The sequence below is a fragment of the Nonomuraea sp. CA-218870 genome (assembly GCF_050936535.1).
GTDB lineage: Bacteria > Actinomycetota > Actinomycetes > Streptosporangiales > Streptosporangiaceae > Nonomuraea > Nonomuraea corallina.
This window is the reverse complement of sequence record NZ_JBNJMN010000001.1, coordinates 4,389,345-4,405,618: the sequence shown is the minus strand read 5'-3', so window position 1 is coordinate 4,405,618 and position 16,274 is coordinate 4,389,345. Positions and strand designations below refer to the sequence as shown.

Here is a 16,274-nt window from a genome sequence, read left to right as displayed (position 1 = left end):
GTCAGCCTTTCCCGGGGACGACCTTGAGCAGTGCGCGGGAGTCCGGGCGCAGGAGGCTCGCCGCCTGCGCCACGTCCGCGGCGCTCACCGCGGCGTAGGCGTCCGGCAGGCCTGCCACCCGCCACGGGTCGCCGAACAGCAGCTCGAAGCGGCCGAGCAGGCGCGCCCGGTTGGCGACCCGGTCCATGGACCGGTGGTGGGCGGTCAGCCACGCGGTCCGGCAGCGCCGCAGCTCCTCCTCGCCCGGACCGTCGGCGGCGAGCGCGCCCAGCTCGGCGTCCACGGCGTCGAGCACCCGCCCGGCGGGCACGTCTCCGGGGTGGACGGCGGTGAGCACCCACAGGTCGGGGTCGCGGGCGTCGAGGAAGTCGAACAGTCCTACACGGGCCGAGAAGGTAACGGTGTGCCCGCTTTCGCGCCGCAGTCGTTCGCGCAGCCGCGGCCTGCCGCCGCCGGCGAGGAGCCCCGCCAGCGCGGACAGGGCGACATGGGCGCCGGTCGCCGGGTCGGGCACGCGATGGCCGACGGCGAGGGCGGGCATCGGGGCGAGCGGGTCGACGTACTCGGCCTCACGTGCCGTCGATGGCAGCGGCTCGTGGTAGCTGACGGGCGGGGGCGCGTGCCGGGCCGGGATGTCCTCGAAAACGTGGGCGACGAGGTCCAGCACCTCGTCCGCCCGGACGTCGCCCACCACCGTCAGCACCGCGTTGGCCGGGCTGTAGTGCCGTTCGAAGAACTCCTCGCATTCGGCGGGGGTGACGTGCCGGAGCGAGGCGTGATCGCCGTAGCCGTCGTGGGCGTTGGCCGGGTCGCGGAACAGCACCGGCGACAGCCGGGGCCAGGGGAAGCCGCCGTACGGTTTGCGCGTCTTGCCGAGGATCTCCTCCCGTACGACCGAGGTCTGCGCGCGGATCGCCCGGGCGGTGATCCGCGGGCCGCGCATCCGGACGGCTTCCAGTTCCAGCACGCGGGCGACGGCCCCGGCGGGGACGACGGTGTAGAAGTCGGTGTAGTCCTGCCGGGTGGAGGCGTTGCAGAAGCCGCCGACGCCCTCGACGTGCCGGAAGTGCCCGTCGAACATCAGATGCTCGAACAGGTGGGCCAGCCCCGGGCGGCCTTCGCCGCGGAAGCCGACACCGTAGTGGACGGCGACGGCGGCCACGGGCGCCGAGTGCTCCTCCTCGACGACGACCCGCAGCCCGTTGGCCAGTGTCACGCGCTTCATCGGGTGATCAGCCGTCCGTCCGCGGCCGCGTCGATCGTGTCGGCGACGAGTTTCAGGTAGTCGCCGAGCAGGTCGTGCCATTTCACGTACGCGGCGAAGTCGTGCACGTGACACAGGAAGCGCACGGCGGCGGCCCTGCCCACGGCGGCGAGGTCCAGCGGGGCGTCGTAGCCGTCGAGCAGGGCGCGGATGAGGGCGTCGTGGTCGAACGGGCCGCCGTGGCCGAGCCGGTCCGCCAGCGCCCGGAACTCCACCAGCTCCCCGGCGAGCCAGCCCACGTCGCCTTCGGGCGTGCCGGCGCTCAGGTCGTCGCCGGTCAGCAGAGCGCCCGGCCCCGCGGCGGTCACCGGCAGGAGCGAGCCGAGGCTGGGGGCGCCGTGCAGCAGCGCGCGGGGCTCGTCCGGCACGCACCAGGCGGCGGCCTGCTCGATCCGGTCCGGCCCGAGCAGGCCGGCCGCGCGGCGGTGCAGCGCGGCCGCCGCGCCGGGCCCGTCGCCGTCGCGCAGCCAGGTCAGCAGCCGGCGCGGGCCCGGCGAGGCCGGCAGTCCGGTGGCCGGCAGGGGTACGGCGTGCAGCCGGGCGAGTGCCGGCCCGGTCCCCGCCATGGTGTCGGCGACGGCCGCCCCCCGGTCCGGTCCGCGCCTGAGCAGGAGGCCCGCGAGAGAGACGGCCTGGGCGGTCCGGAACGTCACGGCGTCAGGCGCCGCCTGGTCGGGGAGGGCGAGCGTGACCGGTTCCCGCGACGCCGCCCGCAGCCGCTCGACCAGCCCGGGGTCCGGCACGCGCAGCGCGTCGCGGCGGTCCGGGCCGGGGCGGCGCGTCCACAGGTAGCCGCCCGCGCCGTCGGCGCCGATCGTGGTGTGCAGGTAGCCGGTGCCGAAGGAGTGCGCGGCGCCGCTCATGCCCCCGCCTCCGCCCGCGGCTTCTCCACCCGCAGCATCTCCACCCGTTCGATCAGCGCGGACAGGGGCGCGGCCGCGAGCGCGTCCCGTTCCCTGGTATGGGTGCTCATGGTCGGTACGGGGTCGGCGACCGCCACGTTGGGGCGGGACGCCAGCGCGTCGAGGTTGCCCCGGTAGGCGTGCGAGCGGTCGGCGCCGGGCGGCAGCGCGGGCGCGATCCCGATGAACGCGGCCGTGCACTGCAGGGCCAGCAGCATCGGGGTGTCGGCCAGGCCGCCGGCGAACCGGCTCACGAAGTGGTACGTCGCCGGGTAGACCAGGACGGTGTCCGGCCAGTTCGCGTACTCCACGTGCGGCGAGCCCGGCTCCGGGGCGTCCGGCCACACGTCGAGCGGCACGCTCCTGCCGATGATGGCGGCGACCGACTGCCGGGTCACGAACCGTTCGGCACTCCTGGTCAGCACCACCCGTACGTCGAGCCGCGGGTAGCCGTGCCTGAGCCAGTTGAGCCAGTACGGCAGGAAGGCGGCGCCGAGCGAGCCGGTGGCGAGCACCAGCAGGCGTTCGGCGGAGAAGGCGGGGACGCCGCTCAGCTCACGCATCGGCGTCGGCCATCGCGTGGAGGATCTGCTCGGCGTCGGCCAGCGCGGCCTTGAACCCCTCGGTCCGCATGACGCCGGCCGGGTTCAGCACGATCTCGTCGACGCCCGCCTCGGTGTAGGCGCGCAGCCGCTCGGCGACCTCCTCGGGCGTGCCGTACACGTAGACGCCGGCGTCCACGAGGGCGGCGGCGCCGGCGCGCGGGTCGTCGGGAGAGGCGGGCACCCCGGCCCGCCTGAGCATGTCGGTGTAGTGCGGGGCGGCCAGGTGCATGCCGGCTCCGGCCATCGCGAGCTGGTACGGGTCGCGGCCGGAGTTCGCCACGGCGACGTGCACCACGGCGGCCACCCGTGGCGTCCGGCCGCGGCCCGCGGCGCCTTCGGCGAGGGCGGGCACGAGCGTGTCGCGGAGGTAGCCGGGCGGCGTCATCCAGGTGATGGCCACGTCGGCGACCTCGCCGGCCTTGCGCGCCATGCCGGGGCGCAGCACGCCCAGGCCCACTTCGACGGGCGCGTGCTTCATCGGCGGCAGCCCGCCGCCGGTGGCGACGCACGCCTCGCAGGTGTGACCGGAGATCCGGCCGTCGAGGATGGCGCGTGTCGCCCCGGCGTATCCGGCGGCGGCGCTCGCGGGCCGCTCGTACGGCGCGCCGCGCAGTGCCTTGACCAGGTCGGGGGTGGCGGCGCCGTACCCGGCGACCACCGGCCTGCCGGTGAGCACGGCCAGGCTGCGGGCCTGCGCGGCCGCCTCCATCGGATGCCGCAGCGGCATGAGCGTCACGGCCAGTCCGGACGCCACCTTGACGCCCCGGCCCGCCAGGTACGCGATCGTCTGATGGGACTCGGCCATCACGGACTGCCCCAGCCAGAGCCGGCCGGCCAGGCCGCCGGCCACCAGTTCCCCGAACGGCACGACGACGTCGGGGTGCGGGGGCTGGAGCGGGAACAGCAGTGCGGGAGTCATGCGCGTCTCCTCGAAGGGGGTGTGGCGGCGCCGCCGGTCGGGACGCCGCCACGTCGTTCAGGTCAGCAGCCGCCCTGGATGGTCAGCGTGCAGATGCTGAGGATCCAGTCCACCGTCGGCGGCAGGGCCGCCTGAGTCTCGGCTCCGGGGACCGCCGCCACCTCGGCGAGCGAGGTGTAGGCGTCGGCGCCCTCCATGAGGAGCTCCGTGGACATGTGTTCACCCCCTTCCCGGCCTCTGTCGTGAGGGCCGGGATCAGCAGCCGGACTGGATGGTGTACGCGATGCTGCACAGCGGGCTGGTCAGCCAGCTGTTCGGCGGGAAGGCCTCCAGGCCGTCGCCGCCGGGGACCGTCGCGACCTCGGCGAGCGAGGTGTAGGCGTCGGCGCCTTCCATCAGGAGCTCAGTGGACATGGTCGTTCTCCTTGTCGATCTCATCGGTTTCGGCTGGACCGCGCGGCGTGCCGCCGCGGCTCAGCAGCCGGACTGGATGGTGTACGCGATGCTGCACAGCGGGCTGGTCAGCCAGCTGTTCGGCGGCCAGGCCTCCAGGCCGTCGCCGCCGGGGACCGTCGCGACCTCGGCGAGCGAGGTGTAGGCGTCGGCGCCCTCCATGAGGAGTTCGGTGGACATGATCGTTCACCCCCTTTCCTTGATCTCGTGGGATCCGGGCCCGGACCGGTGCCCGGAGGTCTCGAAGAGAAGCGGCGGGGAGTCGAGGTTGCGGTGCGGCGCGCCGGGTGTGATGCCGGCGGCCCGCAGCTCCTCGTCCACGGTCCGCTCCAGGTCTCCGCCGTGCTCGGCGTGGGCGAGCAGCCCGGCGGCGACGGCGTGCGAGCGGTGCTCGCCGAAGCTCAGCCCGCGCATGCCGGGCCGGGGGTCGTGCGGCTCCCAGGCCCAGCCGAGTCCGGGGCCGAGCGGGGCGACGTACGCCGACAGGTCCGGGCGCAGACCGCCGGCCGCCGTGGCGGCGCGGGCGATCTCCGGTACGGCGTGCCACGAGCGCGGCCCCAGGTAGACGACGATGCTGTCGCGGCGGGGGTAGTGGCCCCGGATGGACAGGACCTTGGCCCGGTAGCGCAGGCCCAGCTCCTCCAGCCGCGCGAGGATCGCGCCCCACAGGCCGGGGGCCGCGTCGGGCCGCTCCGCCGCGGCGTAGACCCGGACGCAGGCGCCTTCGTCCAGGCCGTGCCCCGCCGACCCGTTGACCAGGAGGAAGCCGGGTGACAGGGCCGGCATGACCGACGGCAGGGTGACCCAGCGGGTCTGCCCGGCCTCGCCGCCTGCGGCGGTGTCCTGCTCCGGGATGAGCACGCGCACGCCGCCGAGGCGGACCACGTCCGGAGCGCCGGGCTCCACCGGGGCCAGGACGCGGGTGCCCGGGTGCGGGACCATGGCCCGCAGCACCTGCTCGAACGCGGGGTCACCGGGTGGCCTGCGCGGCTGGTCCTCCTTGGGCGTCCCGCCGGTGTGGAAGGCCTCGTACAGCGCGTCGGCGAGCGCCTTGCGCAGCGCCTTCGGGCCGGAGGCGGTCACCTCCCTGCCGTCCACGGTGGCCGACGCGAGGTCCGCGGCGACGCGCACGCGGTCGAGGTGCTGCCTCATCGTCCGTCTCCCAGTCCCAGAATGGCGATGAACGCGGCGGGGTCGAGCAGGAGCTTGCGTCCCACGCCGGCGGCGGCGCGTTCCAGCGGTGACAGCCGTGCCCGCCGGTGCCCGGCGACGATCAGCCTGTCGATCAGGTGCCAGCCGGCGAAGGCCGCCGCCCTGGCGGGCAGCTCCCGGTCGGCGCGCGCCGCCGGTCGGGCCTCCAGGTAGCCCGTCCAGAAGGACTCGATGTACGGCCGCAGGGCCTCGAAGCGGCGGGCGCCGTTGGCGACGACCTCACGGTCGCTGACCGTGTCGGCGCTGCCCGCCATGCCGAGTACGCCCCGGTAGAGCCATTCGCCGGCGAAGGCGCCCACGTCGCGCGCGGCGTCGGCCAGCCGGGTCTCCTCCCAGTCGGTCAGGTACAGCACGTCGTCGTGGTGCAGGAACTGGTCGAGCCGGAGGTCGCAGTGCGCCAGGACACGAGGACTGTCCCGCTCCCACCGGGACAGGCCGTTGATCGCCTCGGTGATCGCGGCGTCGCTGTGCAGGAGCGCCCACGCCTCCAGCTCCGCTCCGCTGGACGCCTCGTACGCGCTCAGCGACAGGGCCGACAGCCGGCCGAGCGGCGGCAGGGAGGGCGGCGAGACGTCCTCGGCCACCTCCCGCGGCGCGGGGAGGGTGTGCAGCGTGCCGATCTGGACGCCGGCCGAGTGGGCCGGCTCCCAGCTGAAGCCGTCCTCGGAGGCGAGGTCGGCGCCGCTGCGCGCGTCCTGCAGCAGCGTGAAGGCGACGAGGCCGGTCGCCGCGTCGGCGCCCAGGAGGCGCGGCGTGTTGATCACCGGGTGTCCGTCGAGCAGGGCTCCCATGGCCCCGGTCCGTGTCACCCGGAGGCGGACCGGCTCCGCCTCGCCGAGGGTCTTCTTGACGAAGACGGCGACGCCGGCGTCCGTCACCCCCGCCCAGCTGTCGTTGCGGCCGAAGAAGGCGGTGACGTCCTCCTGCCGCAGCGCGCCCAGGCCCAGCTCCCCGAGGAACCGCGTGACCTCGGGGACGTCGTCGAGCGGCACCGGGTCCAGCGTCAGCCGCTCCCGCTTGGTGTGCATGGGTTCCGTCTCCCCCGTCGTGTGAACGGACTTCCGCGATCAGCCAGCGAACGTGAGCCGAGCTCCCGTTCTGCCCGGCTGCGACGACGAGCATGGAAGCGGCGACTTGCGGCGTACTTGGAACGCGCTGCAGCCCCCGGTCGAGGGCCTGATCCGACTCAACGACGCGACGTTTTCGCAGGTCAGCACCTCTCATGCCGGTCCGGGCGGGATGCAGCCACTTCCAAGCGCGCCACAAGTACGGCCGCCCATGCTGGCGGCCGTTGTGTCGGCGGCGAAGGGAAAGCAATGAGCAGCCCCACCGGGCCCACTAGCGTGACCTGGGACATCACCTATGCCTGTCCCCTGCGTTGCACGCACTGCTACTCCGAGTCGGGCAGGCGGCCCTCCCGGCAGCTCGCCCATGACGAGATGCTGCGCGTCGCCGACGCGATCGTCGCGCTCGGCCCGGAGTCGGTGGAGTTCGCCGGCGGCGAGCCCTTGCTCGTCAGAGGGATCTTCGAGGTGGCCGGGCGCCTCAGGTCGGCCGGGATCACCGTCAATCTCTACACGGGCGGCTGGACCCTCACCCGGCCGATGGCCGAGGCCGCGACCGAGGTCTTCTCCCGCATCACCGTCAGCGTCGACGGCGCCACCGCCGAGGTCCACGACCGGATCCGCGGCCGGGCCGGCTCCTACGAGCGGGCCATGCGGGCGCTGGCGCTCCTGGAGGAGCTCGCCCCGGCCCGCGAGGTCACGTTCGGCATCGACTGCGTGGCGATGCGCGGCAACCTCCACCAGCTCGACGAGTTCTGCGCCGCCGTGGCCCCCCGGTTCCCCAGCCTGGGCTTCCTCATCTTCGGCGCCGTGATCCCGTCGGGGCTGGCCAGCAGGCCCGGCTTCGAGGACGAACTGCTCACGCAGGACGAGCTGCGCACGCTGACGGACCCGGAGTACGTCGCCCGGCTGCGCGCGCTCGCCCCGCCCACCGTGCAGGTCATGACGACCGACAACTTCATGCTGCAGATGAACCCCGGCTTCATCGAACGGTACGGGTTCCCGATGGCGCAGGTGGAACCCGACGGGGAGATGCGGGCCATGCCGATCTACGAGGGGACGGTGGGCAGCCTCCTGGAGGAGGATCCCCTCGTGCTGTGGGAGCGCGCCATCGCGCGCTGGCGCGACCCGTTCGTCGTCGAGGCGCTGTCGTCGATCCGCTCCATGCGGGACTGGGCCGAGGCGACCAGGCGCATCGACCTGCACTTCGGCTCCGGCGAGGTGGCCGACCGCATCCGGCGCCGCCCCGCCTACCTCGCCGTCGCACCGGCATGAGCGAGGCGAGCGGCTCCTGGCGGACGTTGTTCGGGTACGTCCGGCCGTACCGCGGCCTGCTGGCACTCGGCGGAGCGCTCACCCTCATCAGCTCACTGACCGGGCTCGCGATGCCGCTGCTGGCCAAGACGGTCGTCGACGCGTTCGGCTCGCAGCGTCCGCTGACCGGCCCGCTGCTCGCCCTGACCGTGACCGTGCTCGTCGGCGGCGCGCTGGTCGGCGCGCTGGGCAGGTACGTGCTGGAACGCATGGGCGAGGGCATCGTCTACTCCGCCCGCGTCCGGCTGGTCGACCGGATGCTCCGGCTGCGGGTCTCCGCGGTGGACCGGCTCAGGCCCGGCGACCTGCTCGCCCGCGTCACCTCCGACACCACGCTGCTGCGCGTGGTGTTCACCAGCGGGCTCGTCGAGTCGATCAGCGCGGCGTTCATGCTGGCGGGCGCGCTGGTGATGATGGCGGTCCTGGACGGCTTCCTGCTGCTGGTCACCCTGGCCGTGCTCGTCCTCGTCGGCGGGCTGGTCGGCCTGCTGATGCCGCGCATCAAGAACGCCTCCGAGCAGGCGCAGGCGTCGGTGGGCGAGATGGGCGCCGTCCTGGACCGCGTGCTGCAGGCCTTCCGCACGGTCAAGTCCTCGGGCGCCGAAGGCCGGGAGATCACCGCCGTGGCCGCCGCCGCCCGCCGCGCCCGCGACCGCGGCGTGGCCGTCGCCTGGTGGACGTCGCTCGCCGGCACCGCCTCGTGGGGCGCCGCCCAGCTCACCTTCGTCGCCGTGCTCGGCGTCGGCGGCGCCCGCGTCGCCTCCGGCGCCCTGACCGTGTCGTCGCTGGTGGCCTTCCTGCTCTACCTGTTCTACCTCGTCGCGCCGATCGCCCAGCTGATCCAGGGCGCCACCCACGTGCAGGGCGGCCTGGCGGCGGCCGCGCGGATCCGGCAGATCGAGTCCCTGCCGGCGGAAGAGGCCGCGGACGGCCTCTCCGGCCGCGTGGACGCCGCCCCGGCCGGCGTCACGTTCGAGCGGGTCGCCTTCCGCTACGGCGACGACCGTCCCGCCGTGCACCACGACGTCTCCTTCACCGCCCCGGCGGGCGGCATGACGGCGCTGGTCGGCCCGTCAGGCGCGGGCAAGTCCACCGTGTTCGCGCTGCTGGAGCGGTTCTACGAGCGGCAGGCCGGGCGGATCGCCGTCGACGGCCGCGACATCGGGCACTGGCCGCTGGCCGAACTGCGCGCCGCCATCGGCTACGTGGAGCAGGACGCGCCGGTGCTGGACGGCACCCTGCGGGAGAACCTCCTGCTGGCGGCGCCGCACGCCCGCGAGGCCGACCTGCGGCGCGCGCTCCGGCTGACGCGCCTGGAGGACCTCGTCACCCGGCTGCCCGCGGGGCTCGACAGCATGGTCGGCCACCGCGGCGTCATGCTGTCGGGCGGCGAGCGGCAGCGGGTGGCCATCGCCAGGGCCCTGTTGCGCAGGCCCCGGCTGCTCCTGCTGGACGAGGCCACCTCGCAGCTCGACGCGGTCAACGAGCTGCTGCTGCGGGAGGTGATCGCCGAGGTGGCCGCGGAGACCACCGTGCTCGTCATCGCGCACCGGCTGTCCACCGTGGCCGGCGCCGACCTGATCGTGGTGATGGAGAACGGGCGGGTCAGGGCCACCGGCACGCACGCCGGCCTGCTGCGCGGCGACGCGCTCTACCGCGAGCTCGCCACCACCCAGCTCCTCACCCAGCCGGCCTGACCTCCCGGCGGCGCCGCCCTCAGGCGTCCGGGGTGAACGCGGCGGCGTGGTCCCGGACGAAGTCGGCGACGTCGCGCGGGGGGCGGCCGAGGAGGCCGGCGACGGCGTCCGTGGTGAAGTCGCCCCAGCCGGTGACGTACGCCTGCGCGTACTCCTCCAGCATGTCGGCGATCCACTCAGGGACCCCGTGGCCGAGCAGCGTCTTGCGCTTGGCGTCGTCGCTGACCGGCAGGTACGTGACCTTCCTGCCGAGAGCCTCGCTCAGGTGGCCGGCGACCTCGTCGAAGGTGACCGAGCGCGGGCCGGTGAGCGTGTACGTCCGGCCGTGGTGGCGGTCGGGGTCGTCGAGGAGCACCCGGGCGGCGCACTCGGCGATGTCGCGGGCGTCGATCATGCCCACCCGGGCCTGGCTGACGTTCAGCGAGAACGTGCCGGTGGCGGCGACGTCGCCCGCCTCGTTGAGCAGGTTCTGCATGAACCAGTGCGGTCGCAGGATCGTCCAGCGCATGCCGCACCGTTCGAGCTCGGCGTCGGACAGCGCGTGCAGCCTGCCGCTGCGCGTCGGCGCGTCGTACGCCGAGCCGACGGCGGACAGGCGCACGACGCGTTCCGCCCCGGCCCGGCGGGCGGCCCACAGGACGTTCATGCTGTTCTCCGGCGCGCGGGGGCCGTTCGGGGGCAGCAGCCACACGTCCTGCACGCCGTCGAAGGCGGGAGTCAGCGACCGGGGGTCGCCGAGGTCGCCGACGAAGACCTCGGCCCCCTGCTCGCGCAGCGCGCCGGCTCTGGACTCGTCGCGGACGAGGACGCGCAGGTTCACCTCGGCCTCGCGCAGGGCGTTCATCAGCAGGGTGGACACCGTTCCGGTGGCCCCGGTGATCATTATGGTTCGTGACATGTTCTTGCTCCTCTGCAGGTACGGATCAGTCGGACGAGCCGACGGGCGCCGGCTCGTGGCGGGAGGGCCGGGGCGGCGTGCCCGCAGCCCGGGTGAGGACGCGTTCCAGGACCCAGAGCGCGACGGTGCCCGCCGCGAGGATCGCGCCCAGGACGCACACGCCGGTCCAGCCGCCGCGCGCCCAGACCACCGACGTCAGCGCGGAGCCCACGGCGCCGCCGACGAAGAACGAGGTCATGAAGGCGGAGTTGATCCGGTTGCGGGCCTCGGGCCGGAGCGCGTAGACGACGTTCTGGCTGCTGTTGAGCACCCCCTGGTGGGCCAGGTCCAGCGCGATCACGCCGACGAGCAGCCAGACCAGGGAGTGCGCCCCGGCGCTGATGGCCGCCCACGACGCCAGCAGCAGGACGGTCCCCGCCCCGCTCACCAACTGGACGTGACCGCGGTCGGCCAGCCGCCCGGCGACCGTGGCGGTCAGCGCGCCGGCCGCGCCGACCAGGCCGAAGAGACCGATGGCCGACTCGGACCAGTCGTAGGGGGCGCCGGCCAGCAGGAAGGTCAGCGCCGTCCACAGCACGCTGAACGAGGCCAGGCTCAGGGCGGCGAGGGCGGCCCGCCACCGCAGCAGCGGCTCGTACCGGAACATCGCCACGGTGGAGCGCAGCAGGGCCAGGTAGGACAGGCGTCCCCCGTCGCCGCCGAGCCGGGGCAGGAGCATCCGCAGCAGCACGGCCATCAGCGCCATCAGGACCGCGTGCACCCAGTAGACCGTCCGCCAGCCGCCCAGCTCCGACAGCGCTCCTGACGCGGTGCGGGCCAGCAGCAGGCCGAGCATCAGCCCGGTCATCACCGTGCCGACGACCCGGCCGCGCTCGGCCGGGTCCGCCAGCGTCGCCGCGAACGGCACCACGACCTGCGCGCCGACCGAGGTCAGCCCGGTCAGGGCGGTGCTGATCAGCAGCACGGCGCCGTCGGCCGCCGTGGCCGACACCAGCAGGAACAGCGCGGTGGCCGCGTAGAGCGCCACGGCGAGCCGCCGCCGCTCCACCAGGTCCCCGAGCGGCACCAGCAGGATCAGTCCCAGGGCGTATCCGGCCTGCGCGGCCGTCACCATGAGCGCCGCCGCGGACGGGCTGAGCCCCAGCTCCCGGCCGAGCACGTCGAGCAGCGGCTGGGCGAAGTAGTTGCCCGCGACGGCCAGCCCCGTCGCCGCCGACATGAGCAGCAGGAGCCCGTTCGACAGGCCGCCACCGGTACGGGTCGTCGTCGTCATGCGTTCCAGCATCGACGAGGAGCGATCAATGAGTCCAACGCATGTTTGTCATGCCAACGATCGTGTATCACGATTGACGGATGGAGCTTCAGCAGATGCGCTACGTCGTCGCGGTCGCGGAGACGAGGAACTTCACCCGTGCCGCCGAGCAGTGCCTGGTCGTCCAGTCGGCGCTGAGCCACCAGATCGCCCGGCTGGAGCGCGAGCTGGGCGCCAGGCTCTTCGACCGCACCAGCCGCCGGGTCCGGCTGACCCCGGCGGGCGAGGCGTTCCTCCCCGCGGCCCGCCAGGCCCTCGACGCCGCCGAGCGGGCCAGGGCCGAGGTGGCGGCCGCCGCTGGCGAGATCCGGGGCCGGCTGGCCATCGGCGCCATCCCCACCGTGACGGCGGTCGACCTCCCGGTCGCGCTGCGCCGCTTCCACCTGCGTCACCGGGCGGTACGGATCACCCTGCGGTCCGGCGCGAGCGAGGAGATGATCGAAAGGGTCCGGCAGGGCACGATGGACCTCGCCTTCTTGGGGCTTCCCCTGGACGCGCGGCCCAAGGGCGTCCGGGGCCGGGAGCTGGCCCGCGGCGCCCTGGTCGCCGTGGTGCCGCCCGGCCACCCGCTGGCCGACGAGGACGACGTCGGGCTGGGCGACCTGGCGGACGAGCCCTTCGTCGACTTCCCGGCGGGCAGCGCCGGGCGGGTCCAGTCGGACGAGGCCTTCGCCGCGGCCGGGGTGCGGCGCGAGGTCGCCTTCGAGGTGTCGACCCCCGACTTCATGGCGCGCCTGATCCGGCAGGGCCTGGGGATCGGCATGCTGCCCGCCGCGTTCGTGCCGGCTTTCCCCGACCTGCCCGTGGTCCGCCTCAGTGACGCCCCGGCCCGCGCCGAGCATCTGATCTGGAGCCGCCTGCGTCCCTCCCCCGCCGCCGCGGCCTTCCTGACCATGATCGGGATCCCGGCCGAGGGCCTCTGATATCGGCGTGTCGCGGCAAAGGGATTGACGAGTCCGGCCCGCTGTGTCATTCTGATTGCGGCACCGAGGTTGACGCTCAAAGTAAGTGTGGACATTGGTTTCCCATTTACGTTATGCTGCTCCCTCGCGCTGCCGTTCACCGCCCCGGGTTTCGCCGGGGCGTTTGGCATGCGCGCAGTCCGATTCCATTCCGTGCCCTTCGGAAGGACATCTGTTGGCAGCCTCGCGCAACGCCTCCGCCGTGCCCGCCGGTCCCCGTCGCGTCTCTTTTTCGCGTATCCAGGAGCCGCTCGAAGTTCCTGACCTTCTCGCCCTGCAGACCGAGTCGTTCGACTGGTTGCTGGGCAACGAGAAGTGGAAGGCCCGGGTCGAGGCGGCTCGCCAGGCCGGGCGCAAGGACGTCCCGACCCAGTCGGGCCTCGAAGAGATCTTCGAAGAGATCAGTCCCATCGAGGACTTCTCGGGGACCATGTCCTTGTCGTTCCGCGATCACCGGTTCGAGCCGCCCAAGTACTCAGTCGATGAGTGCAAAGACAAGGACATGACCTTCTCCGCCCCGATGTTCGTGACGGCGGAGTTCATCAATAACACCACGGGTGAGATCAAGAGCCAGACGGTGTTCATGGGGGACTTCCCGCTCATGACGCCGAAGGGCACGTTCATCATCAACGGCACCGAGCGGGTCGTGGTCTCGCAGCTGGTGCGTTCGCCGGGGGTGTACTTCGACCGCAGTGTCGACAAGACCTCCGACAAGGATCTGTTCGGCTGCAGGGTGATCCCGTCGCGGGGCGCCTGGCTGGAGTTCGAGATCGACAAGCGCGACAGCGTCGGTGTGCGCATCGACCGTAAGCGCAAGCAGGCCGTCACCGTGCTGCTGAAGGCGCTGGGGTGGACCAGCGAGCAGATTCTGGAGCGGTTCGGCCAGTACGAGTCGATGCGCGCCACGCTGGAGAAGGACCACACCGCCGGTCAGGATGACGCGCTGCTGGACATCTACCGCAAGCTGCGGCCGGGTGAGCCGCCGACCAAGGAGTCGGCGCAGACCCTGCTGGAGAACCTGTACTTCAACCCCAAGCGGTACGACCTGGCGAAGGTCGGCCGTTACAAGATCAACAAGAAGCTCGGCGTCGGCGCCGACATCACCCAGGGCACGCTGACCGAAGACGACATCGTCGCCACCATCGAGTACATCGTCCGGTTGCACGCCGGCGAGACCTCGATGGGCGAGGCCGTCGTGGAGGTCGACGACATCGACCACTTCGGCAACCGCCGCATCCGCAACGTCGGCGAGCTCATCCAGAACCAGGTCCGCCTGGGCCTGGCCCGCATGGAGCGCGTCGTCCGCGAGCGGATGACCACGCAGGACGTCGAGGCGATCACGCCGCAGACCCTGATCAACATCCGCCCGGTGGTGGCGTCGATCAAGGAGTTCTTCGGCACCTCGCAGCTGTCGCAGTTCATGGACCAGACCAACCCGCTGGCCGGGCTGACCCACAAGCGGCGGCTGAACGCGCTCGGCCCCGGCGGCCTGTCCCGTGAGCGGGCCGGTATGGAAGTGCGTGACGTGCACCCGTCCCACTACGGCCGGATGTGCCCGATCGAGACCCCTGAGGGCCCGAACATCGGCCTCATCGGCTACCTCGCGTGCTTCGCCCGGCTCAACCCGTTCGGCTTCATCGAGACTCCTTACCGCAAGGTCGTCGACGGCAAGGTGACCGGCCAGATCGACTACCTGACCGCCGATGTCGAGGACCGGTACGTGATCGCCCAGGCCAACTCCCCGCTCTCGCCGGACGGCGGGTTCGCCGAGCGCCGGGTGCTGGTCCGCACCAAGGGCGGCGAGTTCGAGTACGTACGCTCCGGGGACGTGGACTACATGGACGTGTCGCCGCGCCAGATGGTGTCGGTGGCCACCGCGATGATCCCGTTCCTGGAGCACGACGACGCCAACCGCGCGCTGATGGGCGCGAACATGATGCGCCAGTCGGTGCCGCTGCTCAAGAGCGAGGCGCCGCTGGTCGGCACCGGCATGGAGTACCGCGCCGCGACCGACCCGGGTGACATGCTCCTGGCGAGCAAGGCCGGGGTGGTCGAGGAGGTCTCCGCCGACTACGTCACCGTGGCCAACGACGACGGCACCCGCATCACCTACCGGGTGGCCAAGTTCAAGCGCTCCAACCAGGGCACCTCGTTCAACCAGAAGCCCGTCGTGGCCGAGGGCGACCGCGTCGAGGCCGGCCAGGTCATCGCCGACGGTCCCAGCACCGAGGACGGCGAGATGGCGCTGGGCAAGAACCTGCTGGTGGCGTTCATGCCGTGGGAGGGCCACAACTACGAGGACGCCATCGTCATCTCGCAGCGGCTGGTGCAGGACGACGTGCTCTCCTCGATCCACATCGAGGAGCACGAGGTCGACGCCCGCGACACCAAGCTGGGCCCCGAGGAGATCACCCGGGACATCCCGAACGTGTCCGAGGAGGTCCTGGCCGACCTCGACGAGCGCGGCATCATCCGCATCGGCGCCGAGGTCGTGCCCGGTGACATCCTGGTCGGCAAGGTCACCCCGAAGGGCGAGACCGAGCTGACCCCGGAGGAGCGGCTGCTGCGCGCGATCTTCGGTGAGAAGGCGCGCGAGGTGCGCGACACCTCGCTGAAGGTGCCGCACGGTGAGCAGGGCAAGGTCATCGGCGTTCGGGTGTTCTCCCGTGAGGAGGGCGACGAGCTGCCGCCGGGGGTCAACGAGCTGGTCCGCGTGTACGTGGCGCAGAAGCGTAAGATCACCGACGGTGACAAGCTGGCCGGCCGTCACGGCAACAAGGGCGTCATCTCCAAGATCCTGCCGGTGGAGGACATGCCCTTCCTGGAGGACGGCACGCCGGTCGACATCATCCTCAACCCGCTGGGCGTGCCCGGCCGGATGAACGTCGGCCAGGTGCTGGAGACCCATCTGGGCTGGATCGCCGCCCGCGGCTGGGACATCTCCGGCGTCGAGGAGGCCTGGGCCGAGCGGCTGCGCGAGAAGGGCTTCGAACGCGTGGAGGCGCGCACCAACGTCGCCACCCCCGTCTTCGACGGCGCCACCGAAGAGGAGATCATCGGGTTGCTCGACCGTACGATCCCCAACCGCGACGGGGACCGGCTGGTCGAGCGGAGCGGGAAGGCGAGGCTGTTCGACGGGCGCTCAGGCGAGCCGTTCCCCTACCCCATCGCCGTCGGCTACATCTACATCCTCAAGCTGCACCACCTGGTCGACGACAAGATCCACGCCCGGTCGACCGGCCCGTACTCCATGATCACCCAGCAGCCGCTCGGCGGTAAGGCGCAGTTCGGCGGTCAGCGCTTCGGCGAGATGGAGGTGTGGGCGCTGGAGGCGTACGGCGCCGCCTACGCCCTGCAGGAGCTCCTGACCATCAAGTCCGACGACGTCGTCGGCCGGGTGAAGGTCTACGAGGCCATCGTCAAGGGCGAGAACATCCCCGAGCCCGGCATCCCGGAGTCCTTCAAGGTCCTCATCAAGGAGATGCAGTCGCTCTGCCTCAACGTCGAGGTGCTGTCCAGTGACGGCATGTCGATCGAGATGCGCGACACCGACGAGGACGTCTTCCGCGCGGCGGAGGAGCTCGGCATCGACCTGTCCCGGCGTGAGCCGAGCAGCGTCGAGGAGGTCTGACGCGCTGCCGCCGGGGAGGCGTGATCGTCTCCCCGGCGGCT

Annotated in this window: 15 protein-coding genes; 4 read left to right on the top strand and 11 right to left on the bottom strand. The window is 72.6% G+C overall.

Translation table 11 applies throughout. The annotated features are described in order from the left end of the window. Position 1: 1 nt before the first annotated feature. From ACQEUU_RS21375 to lxmK, 9 genes are all read right to left on the bottom strand, one after another. Positions 2-1,225: a M16 family metallopeptidase gene (locus ACQEUU_RS21375; RefSeq protein ID WP_433068456.1), complete on the bottom strand. Its 1,224-nt coding sequence runs from the start codon at positions 1,223-1,225 to the stop codon at positions 2-4. Further along, the gene (locus ACQEUU_RS21370; RefSeq protein WP_433068455.1) at positions 1,222-2,127 is read right to left on the bottom strand and encodes a hypothetical protein; all 906 of its coding nucleotides are present in this window, start codon (positions 2,125-2,127) and stop codon (positions 1,222-1,224) included. Before ACQEUU_RS21370 ends, ACQEUU_RS21375 begins: the two co-directional genes overlap by 4 nt. Beyond that, positions 2,124-2,729, bottom strand: coding sequence for a flavoprotein (locus ACQEUU_RS21365; RefSeq protein WP_433068453.1), 606 nt, complete (start codon positions 2,727-2,729; stop codon positions 2,124-2,126). Before ACQEUU_RS21365 ends, ACQEUU_RS21370 begins: the two co-directional genes overlap by 4 nt. After that, positions 2,722-3,690 (bottom strand): LLM class flavin-dependent oxidoreductase, encoded by a 969-nt coding sequence (locus tag ACQEUU_RS21360; protein WP_433068451.1) that lies wholly within the window; start codon positions 3,688-3,690, stop codon positions 2,722-2,724. Before ACQEUU_RS21360 ends, ACQEUU_RS21365 begins: the two co-directional genes overlap by 8 nt. A gap of 62 nt (positions 3,691-3,752) precedes the next feature. Further along, positions 3,753-3,905 carry an LxmA leader domain family RiPP gene (locus tag ACQEUU_RS21355; protein WP_270159198.1) on the bottom strand — a complete coding sequence of 51 codons (153 nt, stop codon included), beginning with the start codon at positions 3,903-3,905 and terminating at the stop codon, positions 3,753-3,755. 40 nt (positions 3,906-3,945) lie between these two features. After that, complete coding sequence (locus ACQEUU_RS21350) at positions 3,946-4,104, bottom strand: hypothetical protein (protein ID WP_270159199.1); 159 nt, start codon at positions 4,102-4,104, stop codon at positions 3,946-3,948. A gap of 60 nt (positions 4,105-4,164) precedes the next feature. Next, positions 4,165-4,323, bottom strand: a complete 159-nt coding sequence (locus ACQEUU_RS21345) for a hypothetical protein (RefSeq protein ID WP_433068450.1) — start codon at positions 4,321-4,323, stop codon at positions 4,165-4,167. A gap of 6 nt (positions 4,324-4,329) precedes the next feature. Next, positions 4,330-5,295, bottom strand: a complete 966-nt coding sequence (locus ACQEUU_RS21340; RefSeq protein ID WP_433068448.1) for a T3SS effector HopA1 family protein — start codon at positions 5,293-5,295, stop codon at positions 4,330-4,332. After that, entirely contained in the window at positions 5,292-6,383 is a 1,092-nt protein-coding gene (gene lxmK, locus ACQEUU_RS21335) for a class V lanthionine synthetase subunit LxmK (RefSeq protein ID WP_433068446.1), read from the bottom strand. Before lxmK ends, ACQEUU_RS21340 begins: the two co-directional genes overlap by 4 nt. 315 nt (positions 6,384-6,698) lie before the next feature. Here lxmK and ACQEUU_RS21330 point away from each other — a divergent pair, with 315 nt between their 5' ends. Both ACQEUU_RS21330 and ACQEUU_RS21325 read left to right on the top strand, forming a co-directional pair. Next, a complete protein-coding gene (locus tag ACQEUU_RS21330; protein ID WP_433068445.1) occupies positions 6,699-7,694 on the top strand; it encodes a radical SAM protein in 996 nt (331 codons plus the stop codon). Beyond that, positions 7,691-9,430: an ABC transporter ATP-binding protein gene (locus ACQEUU_RS21325; protein ID WP_433068443.1), complete on the top strand. Its 1,740-nt coding sequence runs from the start codon at positions 7,691-7,693 to the stop codon at positions 9,428-9,430. The genes ACQEUU_RS21330 and ACQEUU_RS21325 overlap by 4 nt, the downstream gene beginning before the upstream one ends. 19 nt (positions 9,431-9,449) lie before the next feature. Here the strand turns inward: ACQEUU_RS21325 and ACQEUU_RS21320 are convergent, their stop codons facing one another. Next, positions 9,450-10,328: an SDR family oxidoreductase gene (locus tag ACQEUU_RS21320; protein WP_433068441.1), complete on the bottom strand. Its 879-nt coding sequence runs from the start codon at positions 10,326-10,328 to the stop codon at positions 9,450-9,452. 25 nt (positions 10,329-10,353) lie between these two features. Continuing rightward, a complete protein-coding gene (locus tag ACQEUU_RS21315) occupies positions 10,354-11,601 on the bottom strand; it encodes an MFS transporter (RefSeq protein ID WP_433068439.1) in 1,248 nt (415 codons plus the stop codon). An 80-nt stretch (positions 11,602-11,681) separates the two neighbouring features. Here ACQEUU_RS21315 and ACQEUU_RS21310 point away from each other — a divergent pair, with 80 nt between their 5' ends. Beyond that, positions 11,682-12,563 carry a LysR family transcriptional regulator gene (locus ACQEUU_RS21310; protein ID WP_433068437.1) on the top strand — a complete coding sequence of 294 codons (882 nt, stop codon included), beginning with the start codon at positions 11,682-11,684 and terminating at the stop codon, positions 12,561-12,563. 214 nt (positions 12,564-12,777) lie between these two features. Further along, the gene (gene rpoB / locus ACQEUU_RS21305) at positions 12,778-16,233 is read left to right on the top strand and encodes a DNA-directed RNA polymerase subunit beta (protein ID WP_433068435.1); all 3,456 of its coding nucleotides are present in this window, start codon (positions 12,778-12,780) and stop codon (positions 16,231-16,233) included. The last annotated feature ends 41 nt before the right edge of the window (positions 16,234-16,274 follow it).

Bases quoted from the DNA above. Each gene is read 5' to 3' on its own strand.
- ACQEUU_RS21315 (WP_433068439.1), bottom strand. From the start codon at position 11,601: ATGACGACGACGACCCGTACCGGTGGCGGCCTGTCGAACGGGCTCCTG.
- ACQEUU_RS21345 (WP_433068450.1), bottom strand. From the start codon at position 4,323: ATGTCCACCGAACTCCTCATGGAGGGCGCCGACGCCTACACCTCGCTC.
- ACQEUU_RS21370 (WP_433068455.1), bottom strand. From the start codon at position 2,127: ATGAGCGGCGCCGCGCACTCCTTCGGCACCGGCTACCTGCACACCACG.
- ACQEUU_RS21320 (WP_433068441.1), bottom strand. From the start codon at position 10,328: ATGTCACGAACCATAATGATCACCGGGGCCACCGGAACGGTGTCCACC.
- lxmK (WP_433068446.1), bottom strand. From the start codon at position 6,383: ATGCACACCAAGCGGGAGCGGCTGACGCTGGACCCGGTGCCGCTCGAC.
- ACQEUU_RS21340 (WP_433068448.1), bottom strand. From the start codon at position 5,295: ATGAGGCAGCACCTCGACCGCGTGCGCGTCGCCGCGGACCTCGCGTCG.
- ACQEUU_RS21355 (WP_270159198.1), bottom strand. From the start codon at position 3,905: ATGTCCACGGAGCTCCTCATGGAGGGCGCCGACGCCTACACCTCGCTC.
- ACQEUU_RS21350 (WP_270159199.1), bottom strand. From the start codon at position 4,104: ATGTCCACTGAGCTCCTGATGGAAGGCGCCGACGCCTACACCTCGCTC.
- ACQEUU_RS21365 (WP_433068453.1), bottom strand. From the start codon at position 2,729: ATGCGTGAGCTGAGCGGCGTCCCCGCCTTCTCCGCCGAACGCCTGCTG.
- ACQEUU_RS21310 (WP_433068437.1), top strand. From the start codon at position 11,682: ATGGAGCTTCAGCAGATGCGCTACGTCGTCGCGGTCGCGGAGACGAGG.
- ACQEUU_RS21375 (WP_433068456.1), bottom strand. From the start codon at position 1,225: ATGAAGCGCGTGACACTGGCCAACGGGCTGCGGGTCGTCGTCGAGGAG.
- ACQEUU_RS21325 (WP_433068443.1), top strand. From the start codon at position 7,691: ATGAGCGAGGCGAGCGGCTCCTGGCGGACGTTGTTCGGGTACGTCCGG.
- ACQEUU_RS21360 (WP_433068451.1), bottom strand. From the start codon at position 3,690: ATGACTCCCGCACTGCTGTTCCCGCTCCAGCCCCCGCACCCCGACGTC.